Here is a 21,718-nt window from a genome sequence, read left to right as displayed (position 1 = left end):
TCAAGAATGGCAACTACCTGTGCGAGTTGCGTTATTTCGTTTTCATGGTGATTCCATGAAAACGAAAAACGCTCTAGGTTCATAGCGGCGCAGGCAACCGCCCGGGCAGGTTTCGCGTGTCCGGTTTCTTGATTCGGACCGGGTGGAGGCGTATGTAGCGGCTTCCCGGCGGATCGGCCGGTTTCAGACTATCGACAGAAGGATATTCCGATGGGCTATCGCGTCGCCGTCGTGGGCGCCACTGGCAATGTGGGCCATGAGATGCTGAACATTCTGGACGAACGCATGTTCCCCGCCGATGAAGTCATCGCGGTCGCAAGCAAGCGGTCCAGGGGGCGCGAGGTCACTTTCGGCGAGAAGACCCTGAAATGCGAAGTCCTCGACGACTTCGATTTCGCGCGCGCCGACATCGCCCTGTTCTCGGCGGGCGGTTCCATCGCCACCGAATATGCACCGAAGGCCGCGGCGAAGGGCTGCATCGTCATCGACAATTCGTCGGCCTTCCGCATGGACCCCGATGTCCCGCTGATCGTGCCCGAGGTCAACGCCGACGCGCTGGCGGGCTACACGAAGAAGAACATCATCGCCAACCCGAACTGTTCGACGGCGCAGCTTGTCGTGGCGCTGAAGCCGATCCACGACCGGGCGAAGATCAAGCGCATCGTGGTCTCGACCTACCAGTCGACGTCGGGCGCGGGCAAGGCGGCGATGGACGAACTGTTCGACCAGACCAAGTCGATCTACGTCAATCAGACGAAGGAACCGCAGCAGTTCACCAAGCAGATTGCCTTCAACGTCATCCCGCATATCGACGTGTTCCTGGACGACGGCTCGACCAAGGAAGAATGGAAGATGATGGTCGAGACCAAGAAGATCATGGATCCGAAGATCAAGCTGACCGCGACCTGCGTGCGCGTGCCGACCTTTGTCGGCCATGCCGAGGCGATCAATCTGGAACTGGAAGAGCCGCTGTCGGCGGACGAATGCCGCGAACTGCTGCGGGAGGCACCGGGCTGCATGGTCGTCGACCGCCCCGAGGACGACCAGTACATCACGCCGATCGACTGCGTGGGCGACTATGCGACCTTCATCAGCCGTATCCGCGAGGATTCGACGGTCGAGAACGGTCTGAACCTCTGGGTCGTCTCCGACAACCTGCGCAAGGGCGCGGCGCTGAACACGGTCCAGATCGCCGAAACGCTGGGCACCCGCTTCCTGAAGAAGGCGGCCTGACAACTATCTGACAGCGACTGGGAACGGCGACCGTCAAACGCACAGGCTGTCATCGCCACCTGCGTGCGGGGGCAACGGACGACCAAGCGAACGGCGCGCGTGCCGGAGATGCAGCAAGGCCCCCGGATAATACGGGGGTGACAGTCCGAGAGTCGGTGATTCTGCCAGAGAAGTGACGGCTCTAACCGCCGGGCAGGTCGACTTCCCATGGCGCGTGGGATGACGGTCCGCGCATCAGGTGCACGCGGTCGAAGATGCGCCCGCCCGGTATCGCGTTGATGACTTTCAGATCGCCCAGTTTCCAGGCGTCGCGATTGCGCAGCATGTCCGTATAGACACGCATGTTCTCGCGCCAGGTGTAGTGGATCCAGTGATCCAGCACAGCGAAGATCGATGAGTCGTTGTCGCCGCTGATGACGAAGCCGCGATCGTTGAACCAGCGCGCGACGTCCGGGTCGTCGAACTGCATGTCGACCCAGAGCGGATCGCGTTTCTCCAGCCCGTTGTGGCCGACGACCTGTTTCGAACCGGCGGCAGTCGGGCCGAAATTCTCGCCCAGCTTGTCCAGCACGTCGTTCTCGCGGCTGACGATGTTGTAGAAATGCGGGGCCCGGCGGTTCGGGACGTCGGCAATCTGCCAGAGGTTCAGCCGCTGCATCATCAACTGCCCTTCCAGCACCTTCTCGGCCCCGGCCAGAATGATCACGCGGTCCAGCCGGTTCAGCATCGCGGTCAGGCTGTCGCGGACGGGCTGTGGCGTCGGTGTGCCGACGACCGTATCCGGCATGGCCAGCGCGGCCGACTGCGCCAGTCCGCGGATCACCACGCGGGACCCGAGACTGTGGCAGAAGATATCCACCGGTCGATCGAGCAACCGCGTCACGATTTCCGCAACCATGGCGAGATACCAGGCTGTATCTTCCGCCGCCAGATAGGCCTTGGCGTAGAAATTCAGCCCGTGGTCGAACAGCGACGAGAAGAAACCGGGGTTCGAGTACCAGCCGAAGGCGATGCACAGGCCTTCCGCGCCGGCGTCACCGTCGGCATAGCCCAGCCCGACCGGCCAGCTGGTGGAATGGTGGCGCATCTCGGTCACTTCGTCGGTGGGTTCGAAGTGATAGACACGGGCGTGCGGGTTGTCGGCCTTGTGATGGTGCGGCGGGCGCACCACGGTCATTGCCGGGTCGAACTGAAACCCGTGCACCATGATCGTGACCGGCTTGTCAGCGGGCAGGTTCGCCGCCTCGATGGCAAGGCTGCGCGCCAGATAGCGTGCCAGCGGATGGCTGTCATCGGGCATGGCCGGGCGTTCGATCTTGCCCAGTTTGCCGGTGCCGCGCTGTCCCGCGCCGCGTTGTGCGCTGTAGTCGCGATAGTCCAGATTGCCCGCGGAATCGGGCGCGTAGATCCCGTCCCCCAGGACGGAAAGTCTGATGATCGACATGATGGCCCCCCAGCCAGAAAACGCCCGGGGGACAGATTAACCGACGCTGCGTCAGTTCACCAGTTCGAGACCGATGGCCGTGGCCTCGCCGCCTCCGATGCAGATGCCGGCGACGCCGCGTTTCAGGCCACGTGTCTGCAGCGCGTTGATCAGCGTGATCATGATCCGCGCGCCGGATGCGCCGATGGGATGGCCCAGGGCGCAGGCCCCGCCGTTCACATTCACCTTCTCGGCGTCCAGGCTGAGTTCCTTCATCGCGGCCATGGGCACGACGGCGAACGCCTCGTTGATCTCGTACAGATCGACGTCCGCGTCGGTCCAGCCCAGCTTGTCATACAGCCTGGTGATCGCGTGCACCGGCGCGGTGGTGAACCATGCCGGCTCCTGCGCATGGCTGGTGTGGCCCAGGATCCGCGCCAGGGGCGTGAGGCCGCGCTTCTCGGCCTCGGACTGGCGCATCATCACCAGCGCCGCCGCGCCGTCGGAAATCGAGGAAGAGTTCGCCGCCGTCACCGTACCGTCCTTGCGGAAGGCGGGCTTCAGTTGCGGGATCTTGTCGAGGTTGGCATTGCGCGGCTGTTCGTCGGAATCGATGGTGACCTCGCCCTTTCGGGTCTTCACGGTGACGGCGGCGATCTCGCCGGTCAGCGCACCCTCGGCCTGTGCGGCCTGCGCGCGTTTCAGGCTGCGGATGGCATATTCGTCCTGGGCCTCGCGGGTGAACTGGTAATGCTGGGCGCAATCCTCGGCGAAGGTGCCCATCAGGCGGCCCTTGTCATAGGCATCTTCCAGCCCGTCCAGGAACATGTGATCCTTCACCTCGGCATGGCCCAGCCGGTAGCCGTCGCGGGCCTTGGGCAGCAGGTAGGGGCTGTTGGTCATGCTCTCCATGCCGCCAGCGACCATGATATCGTTCACTCCGGCCAGCAGCAGGTCGTTGGACAGCATCGCGGCCTTCATGCCGGATCCGCACATCTTGTTGATGGTCGTGCAGCCGGTGGCGTCGGGAATGCCGCCGCCTTTCGACGCCTGCCGCGCCGGGGCCTGCCCCTGACCGGCGGGCAGCACATTGCCCATGATCACCTCATCCACATCCGCGCCGTCCACTCCCGCACGATCCAGCGCCGCCGCGATCGCCGCAGCCCCCAGTTCGCTGGCGGTCTGCCCAGCCAGTTCGCCCTGAAAGCCGCCCATGGGGGTCCGGGCCATACCTGTGATGACGATGGGATCGGTGCTCATGATCAACCTCTTGGAAACGTTCTGTTGCTGGATGAAAGATAGTGCAGGGACCGCCCATTGACCAATTCCCAGACGCCGCAAGGGTGGTATGTTCGGGCCGAAACCTGAGGGGGAGGACACATGCCATGAACCTTTATCGACTTTTGCGCGAGGCCGACGAGGCCGTGAAGCCGGTGCGTGTGGGGCTGATCGGTGCGGGGAAGTTCGGGTCGATGTTCCTGGCGCAGTGCCGCCGGACGCCGGGCATGCATCTGCTGGGCGTGATCGACATGGCGGAAGGGCGCGCTGCCGAAAGCTGCCGCCATACCGGCTGGCCGGATGCGCAGATCGACGCGCGGGATGCCGCCGACGCCCTGAAGACCGGCAAGACATGGTGTGGACAGGATGCGATGGCGTTGATCGCAGCGGACGGGCTGGACGTCGTCATCGATGCGACGGGCAACCCGGCGGTCGGTATCCGCCACGCGCTGGCGGCCTTCAAGCACAAGCGCCACGTGGTGATGGTGAATGTCGAGGCCGACGTGCTGGCCGGACCGCTGCTGGCGCGCCGCGCGAAGGAGGCGGGTGTCGTCTACTCCATGGCCTACGGCGATCAGCCTGCCCTGATTTCCGAGCAGGTCGACTGGGCGCGCGCCATCGGGCTGGAGGTCGTCTGTGCGGGCAAAGGTACGAAGTACCGTCCGGTCTACCATCGCTCCACCCCGGACACGGTCTGGGACCATTACGGTCTGACGCCGGAGCGCGCGAAGGCATCGGGCATGAACCCGCAGATGTTCAATTCGTTCCTCGACGGTACCAAGTCGGCGATCGAGATGGCGGCGGTCTCCAACGCGTGCGGTCTGACCCCGCAGTCGCACGGGCTTCGGTTTCCGCCCGCTGCGGTCGAGGAACTGTGCTCGATCCTGCGCCCGCACAATGTCGGCGGCATCCTGGAACATGAAGGCACCGTCGAGGTCGTCTCCTGCGAGACCCATGACGGCGTGCCGGTGCCCAACGATCTGCGCTGGGGCACCTATGTCACCTTCAAGGCCCCCGACGAATATGTGCGGAACTGCTTCTCCGACTATGGGCTGGTGGTCGATGACACGGGCGACTACGGCGCGCTGTGGCGGCCCTATCACTTGATCGGGCTGGAGTTGGGTATCTCGGTGGCCTCGGTCGCGCTGCGCGGGGAAGCCACGGGTGAGTCGCTGGATTTCCGTGGCGATGTGGCCGCAACGGCCAAGCGAAAGCTGAAAGCCGGAGAGATGCTGGACGGCGAAGGCGGCTTCACCGTCTACGGCAAGCTGATGCGCGCCGATGAATCCCTGAAGGCCGGCGTGCTGCCGCTGGGTCTGGCGCACGGCATGAAGCTGAAGCGGGACATCCCCCAAGACGGTTTCGTGACCTGGGACGATGTGGACTTCGACGCCAAGGACCCGACGGTCGCCTTCCGCCGGGAGATGGAAACGGCGTTCAGATAGGTCCGCCGGGACCGGCCAGCGCCCTGACCAGCAGTGCATCGCGCTCGTAGACGTCCTCGCGGAAGCTGATCGTGCCGTCTTCGTCGGCCCAGGCCGTGGCATAGATCAGGTGTACCGGGATCGGGGTGCCGAGCCGGACGACGGTGGTCGCGCGGCTCCGGCGGATTTCGTCGATCTTGTCCGGGCCGGGTCCGCCGCCCCGGGCCATCAGCCAGGTGACCAGTTCGAAGGGTTTTTCAAGCCGTACGCAGCCGGACGAGAAGGTGCGCACCACCTTCTGGTAGAGGCTGCGTGCCGGGCTGTCATGCAGGTAGACGTCGAAGCGGTTGGGAAACATGATCTTCACCTCTCCCAGCGCGTTGTTCAGATCGGCGCTCTGGCGCAGCCTGTAGGGGAAGTTCGTCGCGGAGAGCTGCGACCAGTCGATGCTGTCGATCGGCACCGGTTTCGCATCCGCGGTCCAGCCGGAATAGACCTCATAGCGACCCTTCTTCAGGAAATCGGGGTCGGCCTTGATCTTGGGCAACAGGTCTTTCGCGGCGATCTTCGGCGGTACGGTCCAGGTCGGATTGACCTCGATATACAGGATCCGGTCCGAGAAGGACGGCGTCATCCGGTAGTTCTTGCCGACGACGGACCTGATCCGGTTCGTCACCTTGCCGAACTCAACCGTCATGGTCTCGAATCCGGCGATGTTCACGCGCACATGGTGCTTGCCCAGATCTTCCGGCAGCCAGCGCCAGCGTTCCATGTTCAGGGCGATCTGCTGCAGGCGGTCGGCAGCCGTCCGGTTCAGGGCGGTCCGCGTCGCTTCGCCGACGACGGCATCGTCATCCAGTCCGTTCTGCCGCTGGAACCGGCGCAGTGCACCGGCGACTTCAGGTGTGATCGAGGATGCGTCCGCCTGCTCGGCCGCCAGGAACTCCCAGTAGACCAGCCGCTGGATCAGCGCTTCGACGCGTGCACCGCTGTCGTTGGGTTTCAGCGCCGGACCCTCGGCGAGGACGGGTGCCACCGGCTTTTCCGCCATCTCGCGATAGCGCGGCAGGGCGGCCTTCAGTGCCTGATATTCGGGGTGTTCGGGGGCGATGCGGGTGAGCAGGCCGGCCACCTCGGCCTGCGGATCGGCCAGCCGCTGCAGGAATGCGGTCAGATCGAAGGGGCGGACGGGAAGAAACACGTTCGGGTCGGTGCGGTTCGGATCGCGCCGTCCGACCGAAACGTCCCTGGCGTACGTCAGCACCTGTGCCGTTGCTGCCATATCCATGGCCGCGAGCGTGGCGGCGGGCGTGCTGTCGTCCAGTTCATCCAGCATCTCGGGTGTGAACGAAAGCACATACTCGGACGGAGTCAGCCCTTCCCGTCCGGCGTCGGCGAGAATCCGCAGCGCGCCCTTCAGCCGCTTGTGGTCCCTGTCGGACGAGGCAAACCAGATCGGCCGCCAAGATCGGGCTTCGTAGAAATCCAGGATGGCCTTTTCGATCAGCGGACGGTTCTCGACATGCACAGGCCTGTTGACGCCGATATCGCCCGACCGCAACAGGATCTCCTGTGCGATCTGGTCCCGGTCAGCACTGCGGGCGGTCGGCGGCAGACCGAGCGACACCAGCATTGCCAGCGCGCAGAACCTGATGGGCTGAAAAAAGCGCATGATGCGACCTGCTTCCTGTTTCTGTTGCTCCAAGGTGACATGCCCTGCAGGCGTTGCAACGCCTTTCGTTGAACGGAACCGGTCAGTGCTGCTATAGAGCCGCCATCCTCCGCATCGAAGGGCATCGCCATGCGCACCGCCAGCTATGAACGCCGCACCAAGGAAACCGAGATCGAAGTCGAACTGAATCTCGACGGGGGCGGCAACTATGATGTCTCGACGGGTGTCGGGTTTCTGGATCACATGCTGGAGCAGCTTTCCAGGCACAGCCTGATAGACCTGAAAGTGCGCGCGAAAGGCGATACGCACATCGATTTCCATCATGTCACCGAAGACGTCGGTATCGCCATCGGCACGGCCTTTTCCGAAGCCCTGGGCGACCGCGCAGGTATCACGCGCTATGGATCGGCGCTCATTCCGATGGACGAGACCCTGACCCGGGTGGCGCTGGATATCTCGAACCGCCCCTACCTGATCTGGAAGGTCGCCTTTTCGCGCCCGAAGCTGGGCGATTTCGATACCGAACTGTTCAAGGAATGGTTCCAGGCCTTCGCCCAGGCGGGCGGCATCACGCTGCATGTCGAGACGCTGTATGGCGAGAACAACCACCACATTGCCGAAAGCAGTTTCAAGGCGCTGGCCCGCGCGCTGCGGCAGGGTCTGGAGATCGATCCGCGCAAGTCGGATGCGGTCCCGTCGACCAAGGGTGTACTGGGCGGGAGCCTGTGATCGCATGAGCGTTGTGATCGTCGACTATGGCTCGGGCAACCTGAGATCGGCGGCGAAGGCATTCGAACGGCAGGCGGCGACGCTGGACAGGCCCCCTGCCATCTCGGTCTCGGGGCGTCCCGAGGACGTCGTCGCGGCGGAGCGACTGGTGCTGCCCGGTGTCGGCGCGTTCGGAGACTGCCGTCAGGGCCTGAAGGCGGTGCCCGGGCTCTGGGATGCCATTGTCGAGTTTGTCGAGCATGAGGCCCGGCCGTTCTTCGGCATCTGTGTCGGCATGCAGCTGATGGCACAGCGCGGGCTGGAGCACGGGGTTCACGAAGGCTTCGGCTGGATCGATGGCGTGATCGACCGGATCACGCCCGACGATCCGGCCCTGAAGATTCCCCACATGGGCTGGAACGTGCTGAAGACCGATACGCCGCACCCGGTGTTTCAGGGGCTTGGTGACGATCCGCATGCCTATTTCGTGCACTCCTACGCCTTTCGGGGGGTCGATCCGTCGGCACAACTGGCCGAAGTCGGATACGGCGGCCCCGTGGTTGCCGCTGTCGGGCGGGACAACATGATCGGAACCCAGTTCCATCCGGAGAAGAGCCAGCACGTCGGCCTGACCCTGATCCGCAATTTCCTGTCCTGGTCGCCATGACGGATCTGAAGGGACACAGCACGTCGATCGAACTGCTTCTGAAGATCGAGGAGAATGATCTTCAGGACCTGTGTACGGCGACGGAAGACGCCATCCGCGACGGCAACGGCTTCGGCTGGCTGGAGCCGCCGCGCCGCAGCGTGCTGGAAGCCTACTGGAAGGGTGTCGTGCTGATGCCCGAACGCGAACTTTTCGTCGCCTGGCTGGATGGCCGGATGGTCGGCTCGGTGCAGCTTGTCCGGCCGTCGCGGCACAATCAGGCGCAGGGCCATATCGCCCGCCTGACGACGTTCTTCATCGCCCCCAGCGCGCGCGGGCTGGGACTCGCCCGCGACATGCTGTGGAAAGCGGAGATGGCTGCCGTGGAACATGGCTACAGCCAGCTTGAACTGGATGTACGCAAAACCCAGAAGGCGGCAATCCAGCTCTACGAACGGCACGGCTTCGTGCGCTGGGGCGAGCGCGAGGCCTATGCCATCGTCGATGAGAAGCCGGTCACGGGCTATTTCTATTCGAAGGTCCTGGACCGCAGAAAGAAGAAGAAAAACAAATGAACCTCTATCCCGCGATCGATCTGAAAGACGGCAAGTGCGTGCGCCTGCTGAAGGGCCGGATGGAAGATGCGACCGAGTTCAATCCCGATCCCGCGGATCAGGCGCGGCGGTTCGCCGAAGCCGGTTTCAGCCGGTTGCACCTGGTGGATCTGAACGGCGCGTTCGACGGGCGATCGACCAATGCGGCGGCCGTGTCCGCGGCGCTGGCAGCGACGGATGCGCCGGTCCAGCTTGGCGGCGGCATCCGCGATCGCGCCGCAATCGACGGCTGGCTGGAAAGCGGTGTGGCGCGGGTCATCCTGGGCACGATGGCGCTGCGCAATGCCGATCTGGTGAAGGCGGCCTGCCGTGATCACCCGGGCCGGATCGTTGTCGGCATCGATGCGCGCGACGGTCGCGTCGCCGTCGAAGGCTGGGCCGAACAGTCGGACATGCGTGCCATCGATCTGGCGAAGGCGTTCGAGGACGCGGGCGTCGCCGCGATTGTCTTTACCGACATCGATCGTGATGGCGCGTTGCAGGGGGTGAACGCCAGCGCAACCGCCGCGCTGGCGGAGGCGATTTCGATTCCCGTCATCGCGTCGGGCGGTGTGGCCGGGATCGCGGATATTCAGAAACTGAAGGCGCTCGAAAGCACGGGCATCGAGGGCTGCATCATCGGTCGCGCGCTCTACGACGGGCGTATCGATCCCGCCGAAGCCCTGAAGGTGGCGAATGGCGATGCTTAAGGCGCGCATCATTCCCTGCCTGGATGTGAAGGACGGCCGCGTCGTCAAGGGCGTGAACTTCGTCGATCTGCGGGACGCGGGCGATCCGGTCGAGCAGGCGACGGTCTATGATGCCGCCGGTGCCGATGAGCTCTGCTTTCTGGACATCACGGCCAGCCATGAGAAGCGCGGTATTCTGCTGGATGTCGTGGGACGCACGGCGGAGAAATGCTTCATGCCGCTGACCGTCGGCGGCGGCCTGCGTGAAGTGGCCGACGTGCGCGCGCTGCTGCTGGCCGGCGCGGACAAGGTCTCGATCAATACGGCGGCGGTCAATCGTCCTGAATTCGTCTCGGAAGCGGCCGAGAAATTCGGCAGCCAGTGCATCACGGTCGCCATCGATGCGAAATCCACCGGACCGGACAAATGGGAGATCTTCACCCATGGCGGTCGCAATCCCACCGGGCTGGATGCAATCGCATGGGCGCAGGAGATGGAACGCCGTGGCGCCGGTGAGATCCTGCTCACGTCAATGGATCGCGATGGCGCCAAGACCGGCTACGATATCGCCCTGACCCGCTCGATTTCGGACGCGGTCGGGATTCCGGTCATTGCATCCGGCGGCGTCGGCAATCTGGATCACATGGTCGAAGGTGTGCGTGACGGGCACGCTTCCGCTGTGCTGGCCGCGTCCATCTTCCACTTCGGAACCTATTCGATCCAGGAAACCAAGGCCTACATGGCCGAGCGCGGGGTGCCGGTCCGCATCGTCTGACGCACAGGGACCGAAACGCAATCACCCCCGCACGGAGGCGGGGGTGATGCTGTTCGTCAGCCGGTTCAATGGATCGCGGCGGCAGGTGCCTCCGGACCGTCTGAACCGGACCTCAGGTTGTCCGTCCGGTTTCCGATCAGCCTGTCGTTGATGGTCAGACCTTCGGGACCGGCTGAAATCCGCACGGTCTCGCCGTCCATGATCTCGCCGCTCAGGATGGCCTCGGCCAGCGGGTTCTGAAGCCTGCGCTGGATCACGCGCTTCAGCGGGCGCGCGCCATAGGCGGGATCATAACCCTGATCGGCCAGCCAGAGCTTTGCCGCGTCGTCCATCTCAAGGGTGATCTTGCGATCGGACAGCAGTTTCTCCAGGTGACCGAGCTGGATATCGACGATGCCACCCATGTGCTGCCGAGACAGCCTGTGGAACAGGATGATCTCGTCCAGCCGGTTCAGGAACTCGGGCCGGAAGTGGTTGCGGACCGTGTTCATGACCTGACCCTCGACCAGTTCGACGTCCTCGTCTTCCTTCTGGCTGGCGAGATACTCGCTGCCCAGGTTGGACGTCATGATGATCAGCGTGTTCTTGAAGTCGATGGTCCGGCCCTGGCCGTCAGTCAGGCGACCGTCGTCCAGCACCTGCAACAGGACGTTGAACACGTCCGGATGCGCTTTCTCGACCTCGTCGAACAGGATCACCTGATAGGGACGCCGGCGGACGGCCTCGGTCAGCGCGCCGCCCTCGTCATAACCGACGTAGCCCGGAGGCGCGCCGATCAGCCGGGCGACCGCGTGCTTCTCCATGTACTCGGACATGTCGATGCGGACCATCGCCTGATCGTCGTCGAACATGAACTCGGCCAGCGCCTTGGTCAGTTCGGTCTTGCCGACGCCGGTCGGGCCCAGGAACAGGAACGAACCGATGGGCCGGTTCGGATCCTGCAGTCCGGCACGCGAACGGCGCACGGCGTGGCTGACGGCCGCGATGGCGTCCTCCTGGCCGATGACGCGGGCACCGATCCGGCTTTCCATCGCCAGCAGCTTCTCGCGTTCGCCGGCCAGCATCTTGTCGACGGGCACGCCGGTCCAGCGGCTGACGACGATGGCGACATCCTCTTCGGTGACCGATTCCCGGACCGATGCCGGGGCGCAACGGCCTTCCGCATCGTTCAGCTTGGCTTCCAGACCGGGGATGACGCTGTAGGTCAGCTCTCCGGCGCGGGCGAGGTCGCCGCGGCGCTTGGCGTCGTCGAGGTCTGCGCGCGCGCGATCAAGCTCTTCCTTGACCGTCGCCGCCTGTTCAAGTTTCGACTTTGCCGCTTCCCACGCTTCCGTTGCTGCGCGACTTTCCTCTTCAAGACCCTCAAGCTCCTCTTCCAGCTTTTCCAGCCGGTCTTTCGACGCCTGATCCGTTTCCTTGGTCAGCGCTTCCCGCTCGATCTTCAACTGGATGACGCGACGGTCGATCAGTTCCAGCGATTCCGGCTTGCTGTCGACTTCCATGCGCACGCGCGACGCGGCCTCATCGACCAGATCGATGGCCTTGTCGGGCAGGAACCGGTCGGTGATGTAGCGGTTCGACAGGGTTGCCGCCGCGACGATCGCGGTGTCGGCAATCCGGACACCGTGATGGACCTCGTACTTCTCTTTCAGGCCACGCAGAATCGAAATGGTGTCCTCGACCGTCGGTTCAGCGATGAACACCGGCTGGAAACGCCGCGCCAGCGCCGCATCCTTCTCGATGTATTTCTGATACTCGTCCAGCGTGGTCGCGCCCATGCAGTGCAATTCGCCGCGGGCGAGGGCGGGCTTCAGAAGGTTGGACGCATCCATGGCGCCGTCGGTCTTGCCCGCGCCGACCAGCGTGTGCAGTTCGTCGATGAACAGCACGATCTCGCCGGCCGCCGCCTGAACTTCCTGCAGCACCGCCTTCATGCGTTCCTCGAACTCGCCGCGGTATTTCGCACCTGCGATCATCGAGCCCAGATCCAGCACCATCAGCGTCTTGTTCTTCAGGCTCTCGGGGACGTCGCCATCGACGATGCGCCGCGCCAGACCCTCGGCGATGGCGGTCTTGCCGACGCCCGGTTCACCGATCAGCACGGGATTGTTCTTGGTGCGGCGGGACAGCACCTGGATCGCGCGGCGGATCTCGTCGTCGCGACCGATCACCGGATCCAGCTTGCCCTCGCGCGCCGCTTCGGTCAGATCGCGCGCATAGCGTTTCAGCGCGTCATAGCCGTCCTCGGCCGAGGCGCTGTCGGCGGTGCGGCCCTTGCGCATGTCGTTGATGGCCTGATTGAGGGCCTGTGGATTCACGTTGGCCTTCTTCAGGGACTCGCCGGAGATGGCGAGCGCGATCAGCAGCATCTCGGCCGTGACGAACTTGTCGCCGGCCTTCTTCGCCGCTTCCTCGGCCTGCTCGAACAGCTTGGCCGTCGCCGGATCCAGATAGAGCTGGCCCGCGCCCGCGCCTTCGACCTTCGGCAGCTTGGACAGTGCCAGTTCGGTCTGCTGCATCGCGTTGCGCGGATCGCCGCCTGCCGCCTCGATCAGGCGTGCGGCCATGCCCTGCTCGTCATCCAGCAGGACTTTCAGGATGTGATCCGGTGTGAACTTCTGATGGCCTGACCTCAGGGCCAGTCCCTGCGCGGATTGAAGGAAGCCCCGCGCGCGCTCGGTATATTTTTCGAATTCCATGATCCCTCGCTTTCCGGCCCGCCGCCCGCGTCCTCGTCAGAGGCCCGCCTTCGGTCGTCCCGGGATCGTTTCAAACTCTGGACACTACACAGGACCCCGTCCGGGCATCCTGCTCCCAACATGTTGTGATTTGGACACAGGGCTGCAAGATGGTGACAGGTGATTTCTTGATCTTCCCGACGGTTCGGGACACTCTCCGCGCCATGATCCGTATTGACAAGATCGCGACCTGGCCGGTGAAGGGCCTCGGTCCCCTGTTTCTGGAGCGGGTTTCGCTTGAAAAGGGCGAGGCGCTGCCGTCCGACCGGGCCTATGCCATCGCCCGTGGGGCCGCGATGGAGCGGGGCGGCGATGTGGCCGACCTCGGCTGGCGCGACTGCATACAGCTGAAGAACTGCCCGAAGCTGGCTGCACTGGAAACCGAGTTCGATCTGGACGAGCAGGTATTGACGCTCAAACGGCAGGGACGCCAGGTCGCAAGGGGAAACCTGTCCCAACCCATCGGGCGCACGCTGATCGAGCAGTTCCTGACCGCCTATCTGGGCGATGATCTGCAGTCGCCGCCGAGGATCGTCACCGCGCCGGGCACGACCTTCAGTGACGCGAAACAACCGCTCCTGTCGATCATCAACCTGGAAACCCTGCGCGACATCGAACGGGTGGCACGCGCGCCGGTGGATCACCGCCGGATGCGGGGCAACCTCTATATAGACGGGCCGGACGCGTGGGCGGAGTTCGACTGGATCGGGCAAGAGTTTTCGATCGGCGCGGCGCGATTGAGGATCGTGGCCCGGATCGACCGCTGTGCGGCGACCAATGTCGATCCCGACACGGGTGAGCGGGACATGCAGATCCCCAAGGTGTTGCAGTCCGGTTTCGGACACATGGATTGCGGGGTCTTCGCCGAAGTGATTGAGGGCGGTGAGATCGCGGAGGGCGACGAATTTGCGAATTGATCGCAAGAATGACTTCCATCGAGGATGTTTCGCCCCATCTGCATCGCGAACGGCCCTTCACGATGGTCCCGCGCAGGAGGAAACGGAATGACTGCTTATGATCTTGTCGCCAGCCGGGTCTCGATCGGCCCGAAGCTGCAGACCGATGAGGCTGTCTCGGACGCCGAACTGGAGAAGCTTTATCAGGCGGCGATGACCGCGCCGGATCACGGCAATCTGAATCCCTACCGGTTCCTGACCATTCGCGGGGCGGCGCGGGAGAAGCTTGGCGACATCTTCGCCGAGGCGGCCCGGCAGCGCGATCCGGACATCGATCCGGCGAAGGTCGAGAAGGACCGGCTGAAGCCGCTGCGGTCGCCGGTCGTGATCGCCATCATCGCGAAGATCACCCCGGACCACCCGAAAGCCCCCCGGATCGAGCAGGTGCTGACCGCAGGCATGGCTGGATACAACATGATCCTTGCCGCGCAGGCGCAGGGCCTTGGCGCGATCTGGCTGAGCGGCGCGCCGGCCTATGATGCCAACGTGCTGTCAGCACTCGGGGTCGGCGAGAATGAGGAAATGCTGGGCTTCGTCTATGTCGGACGCCCGAAGCGGGAGATCGCCGGGCCGCGCCGCGCCGACTGGCGCAACCATGTCAGCGAATGGACCGGCGCGTAGCGGAAGCGGCCGCCGCGCTGCGCAGGGGCGGGCTGGTCGCTTTCCCGACCGAGACGGTCTACGGCCTGGGTGCGGACGCGACCGATGACAGGGCCGTCGCGCGGATCTTCGAAGCCAAGGGCCGTCCCAGTTTCAATCCCCTGATCGTTCATCTGCCCGATGCCGAACGGGCCAGGCGTCTGGTCGCGTTCGACCCGCTGGCCGACCGTCTGGCGGCGGCCTTCTGGCCCGGTGCCCTGACGCTGGTGCTGCCGCGTCTGCCGGGGTGTCCGGTGTCGCTTCTGTGTTCTGCCGGGCTGGAAACGCTGGCGGTTCGGGTCCCGGCGCATCCGCTGGCCACCGAACTGCTCGAAGCGGCCGGTGTGCCCGTGGCCGCCCCGTCCGCCAACCCCTCGGGCAGACTAAGCCCGACAGCGGCGGGTCACGTGAAGGACGGGCTGGGCGACCGGGTCGATGTCATCCTCGACGGCGGTCCGTGCGGGGTCGGTCTGGAATCGACGGTGGTCGGCATTTTCGATGGCACACCCGTCCTGCTCCGTCCCGGCGGGGTCTCCGTGGAGGCCCTGGAAGCGGTCTGCGGGCCACTCGCTCACCCGGCGGAAGATCCGGAAGCACCGCAAAGTCCCGGCATGCTCGCCAGCCATTACGCCCCCCGTCAGCCCGTGCGTCTGCATGCGGATTCGGCACGGGCGGGTGAAGTTCTGCTGGGTTTCGGTCCCGATGCGCCCGACGGACCGAATCTCAGCGTGTCCGGCGATCTGACCGAAGCGGCGGCGAATCTGTTCCGGATGCTGCACGATCTGGATCGGGCGGGTGGCGCGGGCATTGCCGTGATGCCCGTCCCGGAAGAAGGGCTGGGCCGGGCGATCAACGACCGGCTCAGACGCGCGGCGGCGGACCGAGACGCGTGATCACCGCCACCGCCGCCAGCAGCAGCACGACCAGGTACCACAGCGCCGGTTCGTATACCCCGGCGAAGTCATGGATCAGGCCCATCGATCCCGGGCCGAGGCCCTGACAGAGATAGGCGAAGACCGCGAGCAGGCCGTAGTTCTTGCCGTATCCGTCCGCCCCCAGCCAGCGCCGGATGAACAGCGGCGGCAGAATGACGAGACAGCCAACGACGAAGCCGGACAAGGCGCAGGCGAGATACAGGAAGTATCCGTCATCGACCAGATTGAGCGCGCCGATCCCCGCAGCCTGCAGCAGGTAGGCGACGATGGCGATGGCGCGCAGATCGAACCGCTCCGCCAGGAACCCGAGGCCGAAGCGCCCGATGATTCCGGCTGCGGCGGTGATCGCCACTGCGTCGGCGGCGTCGGTACGCGACAGCCGTTCCTCCAGGATCGGGATCTGGTGCGACAGGTAACCGACCTGTGCGGCCAGACTGATGCCCGACGCCAGCGCGATCACCCAGAACATCGGCATGCGCGCGGTCGCGCCGAGATGTTTCAATGCTGGGATCGACGTTTGGGGCACCATCGTGTCGACAATGGGCCGTGACATGAACAGCAGGCAGAGCGGCGCCACGACCGCCATGGTCACCCCGCCCATGATCAGAGCGGCCTGACCGAATCCGTCGGTTTCCGTGATGCGCGCCATGGCGGGCACGATCAGCATGGCCCCGACACTGGCACCGGTCAGGGCGAAACTCATGGCGATGCCGAGACCCTTGTCGAACCATGCGCCCAGCGTGGCGCTGATCCCGACCGCACCGACGGCGGGATAGCCGATCGCCATCAGGGCAAAGCAGGCATAGACGTGCCACAACGCCTGCACCTGACCCAGGCCGATCACGCTGGTCCCGACCAGCAGGGCACCGGTCGCCGTGACCAGCCGCGGGCCGAAACGGTCGATCAGGCTGCCGATGGTGACGGTCATCGGGATGCCGACGATCCAGAAGAAGGTGATGGCACCGGAGATCTGTCCCGTGGTCCAGCCGTGCTCCAGCTTCAGCGCGGACATATAGAGACTGTGGCCGTAGAACACCGTGCCCCAGCCGAACACCGCCATCAGGAAGCAGACACCGGTGACCACCCAGCCGCGATGGGGGCCCTTGCGCTCTGGCGCGGTGCTGAGAAGTCCGTCGGTCATGGCGCGATCATAGCCGTTCGTCGCGCCGGGTCACCGGTCACCCCTGCATGGCCGCCATCCGCCGATAAAGCTGACGGGGGGTCATGAAGGGACGGGTTTTCATGCCGACCAGATGGGCGACGACGTTGACGCAGGTGAAGAGCCCGCGCACCTGCCACGGCTCGGGCCTGCCGGCGACAAAGACACGGCAGCGGGCGGTACCGTTGCCGATCCCGCGCCTGATGGGCGGCAGGATCTGATGGCTTTCCGCAACACCCAGCCCCAGAAAACACGAACCCGGATTGCAGATCAGCCACTTTCCGTCGCCGAGCGGCGAAACGGCGAGGACGTGGCGAAATCCGGGGCGCAACAGCGTCAGCGCCCGTGACAGAAATCGATTGCGCCAGGGCGCACCGGGCGGCGCGGCCGGAGGATCGAGAAATACGACCAGCCAGACCTGTTTCGGATCGGGCAGGTCGAAGCTGAGTAGCGGTGCGTGATGTCGTTCCATGCATCCAGACTGGCCGCCCTGACGCAAAGCGTATCCCGGTTTCTTCAGTTTCCGGAAAAATCGGCGATGCGCTGCTTCCACGTCAGAGCGTCTTCCGGGCTTGTGATCGCGGTGTTCAGTCCGGCCATGGATGTCACGGGGACGGCGACACGGTCCACGCCCGCCGCAGCCAGCGCATTCAGTTCAGCAGGGTCGTCCGGCATGGACACCGTGATCTCGATCTCTGCGGGGTCGCGTCCGACCTCTGCTGCCGTCTGTTTTGTCAGCGCGATCAGATCGGCGGGGGCATCACGCGCCGGGAAGAAGCCGTCGCCCAGGCGTCCGGCCCGCCGCGCCGCCGCCTTCGAATGACCGCCGACGATGATCGGCACATGCCGGTTCACCGGTCGGGGTTCGCAATAGAGCGGATCGAAATCGATATGGGTGCCGTGGTACTCGGCGGGACTGTCCGACCAGAGCACACGCAGCGCGCGGATCGCATCGTCGGTGCGTGGCCCGCGTTCGGCGAAGTTGGCGTTCAGCACTCTGAACTCCTCCTCCATCCAGCCGACGCCGATGCCCAGGATGATCCGCCCGTTCGACAGGGCGTCCAGCGTCGCCACCTGCTTGGCGACATGCACGGCGTTGTGCTGCGGCAGGATCAGGATGCCGGTCGCCAGCTTGATGGTCGATGTGCGGGCGGCGACATAGGCCATCCAGATCAGCGGATCCGGCAGGGGGATATCCTCGGCACCGCCCGCCATCTTGCCGCCCTGCGCGTAGGGATAGTTCGGCTGGTAGTCCTTCGGGACGATGGTGTGCTCGACCGTCCAGAGACTGTCGAACCCGGCTTCCTCGGCCGCCTCGGCCAGCTCGACCGCCTTCGCCGCGTCGGTGTAGGCCGACGTGTTGCAGTATCTCATGCCGAATTTCATCGTGGTGCACTCCCCTGACATCATGACGCCGCCGGTCATGGTGACCGACGGCGTCGTTTCAGGATAGCGGTTTCGCGGTCAGCGGATGCCGAGGCGCTTCGCGATCAGGTGGTCGACCGAGATCTTGCCGGCGCCGTGAATGAACAGATAGGCCAGCAGGATCATCCAGTAGAAATGCTCCAGGTTGCTGTAGGCCGGGTTGGCCGCGCCCAGCACGAACTGGATGACCAGCGCCATGACGAACAGCGGGAGCACCGCGAACCGGGTCAGGAACCCGAACAGGATCAGGATGGGCATGCCCAGTTCGAAGAAGGTCGCGAAATAGGCCGCGATCTCGGGCGGCAGGACGGGCACCATGTATTCATACTCGAACAGCAGCTTGGTGTTCTCCCAGTCGGCGATCTTCGTCTGACCGGCCAGCCAGAACACGCGGGCGATCATGATCCGGATGGCCAGATCGATCAGCGGCGTGCCGAATTTCTCGATTGTTGCGAACAGTCCGGCGAAGGTGCCGATCAGGCCGCCCGGCCCGCTCTGGCTTTCTGTTGCGCTCATCATGGTTCTCCTTCTTCGGGGTTCGGAGTTCTGGCGAAATGCCCGCCTGCCAGGTGGCGGGCGAGCGCCCCCTGAAGATCGAAGGCGGGATCGGCGGACTGGGACGCAACTGCAGCCTCGCCAAGTGAAGCCCCGGACATCAGGGCTGTCAGAAATACATGCTCCGGGCGATCAAGTGGGATCGCAATCACGTCAACATCGGGCCGGATGACCAGAACGTGCTGTGGGCGGGGCGCGATATCGACCGTGTTTTCCGGTGCCATCCAGACGGCGTGAACCGGCCATTCGGATTCGATCAGAGATGCCGAAGGCAGCAGTGGCAGGCTTTGCGCCACCAGTTCCTCCGGCGGCAGGCCCGCAAGGTCGTCGGGCCCGAGCGATGCCGCGTCGGGCGCGCCGTAGGCCGCGTTGACGGCCCACTCCAGCGCTGCGAGGTCGCCGAGGAACGGCCAGGCCGACAGGGGTTCCGAACGGCGGATGAAGTCCGGCAGTTCCGACCCGTAGTCGAGCAGATGGTTCATGCGCGGGGGCAGGTTGCGCACGAAGGCCGCCGAAAGACGCTGGAACATCTGTTCGCCCAGCACGGTCTGGACGGCCGGAAAGGCATCCGCCAGCACGGATTTCAGCGACGCAAAGGTGTTGTTGCGATGGATTTCGAACCGGTCGGCCTGACGCCCATCATCGTGGATCAGATCCAGGACCGGTGCGGCATCGCCCGATACGCCCTCGGCAAACCGGCGCTGCATGTCGGCGAGGCGGCTCATGCCGAAAGCCGGGCGTCCGGACCAAGTGCGTCGAGGCGCGACTGGGCCTGCGCTACCTCGTCGAGCAGAACGTCGAGTTCGGGAATATCGGTATCCCATTCCACCAGTGTCGCCACAGGCCCGGTTCTGGCGATGGCCGCTTCATACAGCGTCCAGACGGACGGGCGGACGCGGCTGCCATGATCGTCCAGCAGCAGCGTACCTGTCGGCGTTTCGCGTTCGGTGTGTCCGGCCAGGTGAATTTCACCGACGGCGTCGAACGGCATGGCATCCAGGTAGGTTTCGGCCTCGAAGCCCAGGTTGGTGGCGCTGACATGGATGTTGTTCACGTCCAGCAGCAGGCCGCATCCGGCACGGGAAACGGTCTCGGCGACAAAGGCCGCGTGGTCCATCTCTGCACCGGCGAATTCGAGATACATCGACGGGTTCTCGATCAGGATTTCACGACCGATGGCGTCCTGAAAGATGCCGATATTGCGAGCCAGCGTGGCGACGGCCTCTTCGGTGCAGGGCAGGGGCAGCAGGTCGGTCAGGCTCTGACCGCCGACCGCGCGCGGTGCGCGGACCCACGCGATGTGATCGGAGATGGCAGCCGGATGGAAGCGGTCAGCCAGCGCACGAATGCGTTTCAGATGATGACGATCGGGCTCATCGACGGACCCGAGTGACAGTCCCACGCCGTGAAAGCTGACCGCAAAACGCTCACGGATCGCTTCAAGCTGGCGCAGCCGGGGGCCGCCCGGAGACATGTAGTTTTCGGTATGGACCTCGATCCAGTCGACGGCGGGCGGTCGGTCTATGACCTGCAGCACATGGGGGTGGCGCAAGCCGAACCCGGCGGTCGGCGGAAGACTGGTGAATGAGGTTTGCATGGCGCGATCATGTGGCTACCGGTTGATCGGAATCCGGGGGCGGCAGACTGGCCGCCGCCCCTGAACCCCTGACCAGACTCAGCCGGCCAGCTTTTCGTTCACGCCATCAAAGGCAGCTTCCTTGCCACCCTTCTCGGCGCACTCGTCCTTGGTCGCCAGCTTCCACTCGCCACCGTCATAATCGACGGTCGACTGACCGGCGCAGGAATGCGTGCCGGCCTTGTTGGCGCAGTCGTTCTGGCCAGCCTTGGAGATGCCGTAGCATTTCACCTTGTCGGCGGCGCTTGCGTCGACCGGAACCAGGGTTGCGGCCATGCCAACGGCACCAGCCAGGGCTGCGGCGACGGTCAGGCTCTTGATGGATGCGTTCATGTTTCTTCTCCTTGGTTACGTTACGTATGCTTTACGTTGGTGAGCGGGGTGGTCGTTGCCTTGTTCTCAGCTTCGAGAACACACCAGAGTGTCATCCCACTCAATAACAACTCGGTGAACAAGGTCTGATCCCTGAACGGGCAGCGAATTCCTTCCTCGATGATGATCAGCTTTTCGGCGCGTTGGAAGCGTCGAATTGCGGCACCGGACCATCCGGCGAAGCCTTGGATTCCAGGTTCTGCCAGTTGACTTCGGATTTCTTCAGGTTGCCGGGGATGTCCTCTTCCCAGAAACCCACGACGGACTTGGTGATGTTCAGATAAAGCTGCCCGTCCTTGATCCGCCAGAGGTTGGGGTTGGCCGGCACCTTGCCGCCCTGCGCGATGCCATAGGCGCAATGCCCATCATAGGCCGGTGCGTACTTGCCCGGATTGGCGACGAACATGTCGCGGTTCTCGGCGCTGGAGAACGCCCAAGTCGCGCCGTTGTATTCTGCAGTGTATTTCGCGTTGCCGGGTACAGCGGCGGGTGCGGGCGTCCCGACCGGTACGGCGGGCAGCGCGTGGTAGGCAACCACGTCATAGCCGCTGGCGGCGTATCCGGTGCTATCGACATATTGTTCACCGGCGAACGCGCCGGAAGCGGAAACCAGACCGGTCATCAATGCGGCTGCGGCGACCGTGCCTCTAAAAGTGCTCTTCATCATCGTCAGAAACTCCTTCTGAAACCTTCCTGTCGTGACACCCGGTGCTGGTCCTGAAAGGTCCTTGCCGCGGTCATTCGGGCATATGATGCGTGTCAGCCTCCAATTGTTACCGCCGGTCTGGCCTCACTTGCGTGATCAGCCTGTGACTAGTCCGTGAACGTGAATGGCGCGTGAACGGATCGGTTCAGTCAAGCT

The 21,718-nt window shown here is 64.4% G+C and carries 22 protein-coding genes; 10 read left to right on the top strand and 12 right to left on the bottom strand.

Translation table 11 applies throughout. The annotated features are described in order from the left end of the window. Positions 1–210: 210 nt before the first annotated feature. Positions 211–1,233, top strand: coding sequence for an aspartate-semialdehyde dehydrogenase (locus tag ACN0X7_RS15830; protein WP_417518996.1), 1,023 nt, complete (start codon positions 211–213; stop codon positions 1,231–1,233). 181 nt (positions 1,234–1,414) lie between these two features. Here ACN0X7_RS15830 and ACN0X7_RS15825 read toward each other — a convergent pair whose 3' ends face one another. Together ACN0X7_RS15825 and ACN0X7_RS15820 are read right to left on the bottom strand one after the other, a co-directional pair. After that, entirely contained in the window at positions 1,415–2,677 is a 1,263-nt protein-coding gene (locus ACN0X7_RS15825; RefSeq protein WP_417518994.1) for a hypothetical protein, read from the bottom strand. A 51-nt stretch (positions 2,678–2,728) separates the two neighbouring features. After that, positions 2,729–3,919 carry an acetyl-CoA C-acyltransferase gene (locus ACN0X7_RS15820; protein WP_417519006.1) on the bottom strand — a complete coding sequence of 397 codons (1,191 nt, stop codon included), beginning with the start codon at positions 3,917–3,919 and terminating at the stop codon, positions 2,729–2,731. Between the two features lie 122 nt (positions 3,920–4,041). Here ACN0X7_RS15820 and ACN0X7_RS15815 point away from each other — a divergent pair, with 122 nt between their 5' ends. Then, positions 4,042–5,379, top strand: coding sequence for an NAD(P)H-dependent oxidoreductase (locus ACN0X7_RS15815; RefSeq protein WP_417518992.1), 1,338 nt, complete (start codon positions 4,042–4,044; stop codon positions 5,377–5,379). On the opposite strand, the gene ACN0X7_RS15810 is transcribed toward ACN0X7_RS15815, so the two are convergent. Continuing rightward, positions 5,372–7,030, bottom strand: a complete 1,659-nt coding sequence (locus ACN0X7_RS15810; protein WP_417518990.1) for a L,D-transpeptidase family protein — start codon at positions 7,028–7,030, stop codon at positions 5,372–5,374. The genes ACN0X7_RS15815 and ACN0X7_RS15810 overlap by 8 nt on opposite strands. 129 nt (positions 7,031–7,159) lie before the next feature. Between ACN0X7_RS15810 and hisB the strand changes: the two genes are divergently transcribed. From hisB to hisF, 5 genes are read left to right on the top strand one after another with little or no spacing between them, the layout of a single operon-like run. Beyond that, the gene (gene hisB, locus ACN0X7_RS15805) at positions 7,160–7,759 is read left to right on the top strand and encodes an imidazoleglycerol-phosphate dehydratase HisB (protein WP_417518988.1); all 600 of its coding nucleotides are present in this window, start codon (positions 7,160–7,162) and stop codon (positions 7,757–7,759) included. Positions 7,760–7,763: 4 nt separating this feature from the next. After that, complete coding sequence (hisH, locus tag ACN0X7_RS15800) at positions 7,764–8,405, top strand: imidazole glycerol phosphate synthase subunit HisH (protein WP_417518986.1); 642 nt, start codon at positions 7,764–7,766, stop codon at positions 8,403–8,405. After that, positions 8,402–8,959, top strand: coding sequence for a GNAT family N-acetyltransferase (locus tag ACN0X7_RS15795; protein WP_417518984.1), 558 nt, complete (start codon positions 8,402–8,404; stop codon positions 8,957–8,959). The genes hisH and ACN0X7_RS15795 overlap by 4 nt, the downstream gene beginning before the upstream one ends. Beyond that, entirely contained in the window at positions 8,956–9,687 is a 732-nt protein-coding gene (hisA, locus tag ACN0X7_RS15790) for a 1-(5-phosphoribosyl)-5-[(5-phosphoribosylamino)methylideneamino]imidazole-4-carboxamide isomerase (protein WP_417518981.1), read from the top strand. The genes ACN0X7_RS15795 and hisA overlap by 4 nt, the downstream gene beginning before the upstream one ends. Further along, on the top strand, positions 9,680–10,441 hold the full coding sequence (gene hisF, locus ACN0X7_RS15785; RefSeq protein WP_417519004.1) for an imidazole glycerol phosphate synthase subunit HisF: 762 nt from the start codon (positions 9,680–9,682) through the stop codon (positions 10,439–10,441). The genes hisA and hisF overlap by 8 nt, the downstream gene beginning before the upstream one ends. A 65-nt stretch (positions 10,442–10,506) precedes the next feature. On the opposite strand, the gene clpB is transcribed toward hisF, so the two are convergent. After that, entirely contained in the window at positions 10,507–13,140 is a 2,634-nt protein-coding gene (gene clpB, locus ACN0X7_RS15780) for an ATP-dependent chaperone ClpB (protein ID WP_417518979.1), read from the bottom strand. 203 nt (positions 13,141–13,343) lie between these two features. On the opposite strand from clpB, the gene ACN0X7_RS15775 reads away from it, so the two are divergent. From ACN0X7_RS15775 to ACN0X7_RS15765, 3 genes are all read left to right on the top strand, one after another. Beyond that, positions 13,344–14,096, top strand: coding sequence for an MOSC domain-containing protein (locus ACN0X7_RS15775; protein ID WP_417518977.1), 753 nt, complete (start codon positions 13,344–13,346; stop codon positions 14,094–14,096). A gap of 87 nt (positions 14,097–14,183) precedes the next feature. Then, on the top strand, positions 14,184–14,756 hold the full coding sequence (locus tag ACN0X7_RS15770; protein WP_417518975.1) for a nitroreductase: 573 nt from the start codon (positions 14,184–14,186) through the stop codon (positions 14,754–14,756). Next, a complete protein-coding gene (locus ACN0X7_RS15765; RefSeq protein WP_417518973.1) occupies positions 14,741–15,667 on the top strand; it encodes an L-threonylcarbamoyladenylate synthase in 927 nt (308 codons plus the stop codon). The genes ACN0X7_RS15770 and ACN0X7_RS15765 overlap by 16 nt, the downstream gene beginning before the upstream one ends. On the opposite strand, the gene ACN0X7_RS15760 is transcribed toward ACN0X7_RS15765, so the two are convergent. From ACN0X7_RS15760 to ACN0X7_RS15725, 8 genes are all read right to left on the bottom strand, one after another. Further along, a complete protein-coding gene (locus ACN0X7_RS15760) occupies positions 15,636–16,850 on the bottom strand; it encodes an MFS transporter (protein WP_417518971.1) in 1,215 nt (404 codons plus the stop codon). The genes ACN0X7_RS15765 and ACN0X7_RS15760 overlap by 32 nt on opposite strands. Positions 16,851–16,887: 37 nt before the next feature. Next, a complete protein-coding gene (locus ACN0X7_RS15755) occupies positions 16,888–17,340 on the bottom strand; it encodes a hypothetical protein (RefSeq protein ID WP_417518969.1) in 453 nt (150 codons plus the stop codon). A 44-nt stretch (positions 17,341–17,384) separates the two neighbouring features. Then, a complete protein-coding gene (locus tag ACN0X7_RS15750) occupies positions 17,385–18,254 on the bottom strand; it encodes an LLM class F420-dependent oxidoreductase (RefSeq protein WP_417518967.1) in 870 nt (289 codons plus the stop codon). A gap of 78 nt (positions 18,255–18,332) precedes the next feature. Further along, positions 18,333–18,809, bottom strand: a complete 477-nt coding sequence (locus ACN0X7_RS15745) for a DoxX family protein (protein ID WP_417518965.1) — start codon at positions 18,807–18,809, stop codon at positions 18,333–18,335. Then, positions 18,809–19,573, bottom strand: coding sequence for a putative DNA-binding domain-containing protein (locus ACN0X7_RS15740; RefSeq protein ID WP_417518963.1), 765 nt, complete (start codon positions 19,571–19,573; stop codon positions 18,809–18,811). Before ACN0X7_RS15740 ends, ACN0X7_RS15745 begins: the two co-directional genes overlap by 1 nt. Then, positions 19,570–20,445, bottom strand: coding sequence for a DUF692 domain-containing protein (locus ACN0X7_RS15735; RefSeq protein ID WP_417518961.1), 876 nt, complete (start codon positions 20,443–20,445; stop codon positions 19,570–19,572). The genes ACN0X7_RS15740 and ACN0X7_RS15735 overlap by 4 nt, the downstream gene beginning before the upstream one ends. Before the next feature lie 78 nt (positions 20,446–20,523). Then, positions 20,524–20,817 carry a DUF2282 domain-containing protein gene (locus ACN0X7_RS15730; protein ID WP_417518959.1) on the bottom strand — a complete coding sequence of 98 codons (294 nt, stop codon included), beginning with the start codon at positions 20,815–20,817 and terminating at the stop codon, positions 20,524–20,526. 166 nt (positions 20,818–20,983) lie between these two features. Next, positions 20,984–21,520 carry a YHS domain-containing (seleno)protein gene (locus tag ACN0X7_RS15725; RefSeq protein ID WP_417519002.1) on the bottom strand — a complete coding sequence of 179 codons (537 nt, stop codon included), beginning with the start codon at positions 21,518–21,520 and terminating at the stop codon, positions 20,984–20,986. Between the last annotated feature and the right edge of the window lie 198 nt (positions 21,521–21,718).

Source organism: Minwuia sp. (assembly GCF_048263705.1).
In the GTDB taxonomy this organism is placed as follows: domain Bacteria; phylum Pseudomonadota; class Alphaproteobacteria; order Minwuiales; family Minwuiaceae; genus Minwuia.
This window is presented reverse-complemented; position numbering and strand designations above follow the sequence as displayed.

What these genes read in the sequence shown, in the direction of transcription:
- ACN0X7_RS15830 (WP_417518996.1), top strand. Translation starts at nt 211, where the DNA reads ATGGGCTATCGCGTCGCCGTCGTGGGCGCCACTGGCAATGTGGGCCAT.
- ACN0X7_RS15825 (WP_417518994.1), bottom strand. Translation starts at nt 2,677, where the DNA reads ATGTCGATCATCAGACTTTCCGTCCTGGGGGACGGGATCTACGCGCCC.
- ACN0X7_RS15815 (WP_417518992.1), top strand. Translation starts at nt 4,042, where the DNA reads ATGAACCTTTATCGACTTTTGCGCGAGGCCGACGAGGCCGTGAAGCCG.
- ACN0X7_RS15810 (WP_417518990.1), bottom strand. Translation starts at nt 7,030, where the DNA reads ATGCGCTTTTTTCAGCCCATCAGGTTCTGCGCGCTGGCAATGCTGGTG.
- hisB (WP_417518988.1), top strand. Translation starts at nt 7,160, where the DNA reads ATGCGCACCGCCAGCTATGAACGCCGCACCAAGGAAACCGAGATCGAA.
- hisH (WP_417518986.1), top strand. Translation starts at nt 7,764, where the DNA reads ATGAGCGTTGTGATCGTCGACTATGGCTCGGGCAACCTGAGATCGGCG.
- ACN0X7_RS15795 (WP_417518984.1), top strand. Translation starts at nt 8,402, where the DNA reads ATGACGGATCTGAAGGGACACAGCACGTCGATCGAACTGCTTCTGAAG.
- hisA (WP_417518981.1), top strand. Translation starts at nt 8,956, where the DNA reads ATGAACCTCTATCCCGCGATCGATCTGAAAGACGGCAAGTGCGTGCGC.
- hisF (WP_417519004.1), top strand. Translation starts at nt 9,680, where the DNA reads ATGCTTAAGGCGCGCATCATTCCCTGCCTGGATGTGAAGGACGGCCGC.
- clpB (WP_417518979.1), bottom strand. Translation starts at nt 13,140, where the DNA reads ATGGAATTCGAAAAATATACCGAGCGCGCGCGGGGCTTCCTTCAATCC.
- ACN0X7_RS15775 (WP_417518977.1), top strand. Translation starts at nt 13,344, where the DNA reads ATGATCCGTATTGACAAGATCGCGACCTGGCCGGTGAAGGGCCTCGGT.
- ACN0X7_RS15770 (WP_417518975.1), top strand. Translation starts at nt 14,184, where the DNA reads ATGACTGCTTATGATCTTGTCGCCAGCCGGGTCTCGATCGGCCCGAAG.
- ACN0X7_RS15765 (WP_417518973.1), top strand. Translation starts at nt 14,741, where the DNA reads ATGGACCGGCGCGTAGCGGAAGCGGCCGCCGCGCTGCGCAGGGGCGGG.
- ACN0X7_RS15760 (WP_417518971.1), bottom strand. Translation starts at nt 16,850, where the DNA reads ATGACCGACGGACTTCTCAGCACCGCGCCAGAGCGCAAGGGCCCCCAT.
- ACN0X7_RS15755 (WP_417518969.1), bottom strand. Translation starts at nt 17,340, where the DNA reads ATGGAACGACATCACGCACCGCTACTCAGCTTCGACCTGCCCGATCCG.
- ACN0X7_RS15750 (WP_417518967.1), bottom strand. Translation starts at nt 18,254, where the DNA reads ATGAAATTCGGCATGAGATACTGCAACACGTCGGCCTACACCGACGCG.
- ACN0X7_RS15745 (WP_417518965.1), bottom strand. Translation starts at nt 18,809, where the DNA reads ATGAGCGCAACAGAAAGCCAGAGCGGGCCGGGCGGCCTGATCGGCACC.
- ACN0X7_RS15740 (WP_417518963.1), bottom strand. Translation starts at nt 19,573, where the DNA reads ATGAGCCGCCTCGCCGACATGCAGCGCCGGTTTGCCGAGGGCGTATCG.
- ACN0X7_RS15735 (WP_417518961.1), bottom strand. Translation starts at nt 20,445, where the DNA reads ATGCAAACCTCATTCACCAGTCTTCCGCCGACCGCCGGGTTCGGCTTG.
- ACN0X7_RS15730 (WP_417518959.1), bottom strand. Translation starts at nt 20,817, where the DNA reads ATGAACGCATCCATCAAGAGCCTGACCGTCGCCGCAGCCCTGGCTGGT.
- ACN0X7_RS15725 (WP_417519002.1), bottom strand. Translation starts at nt 21,520, where the DNA reads ATGAAGAGCACTTTTAGAGGCACGGTCGCCGCAGCCGCATTGATGACC.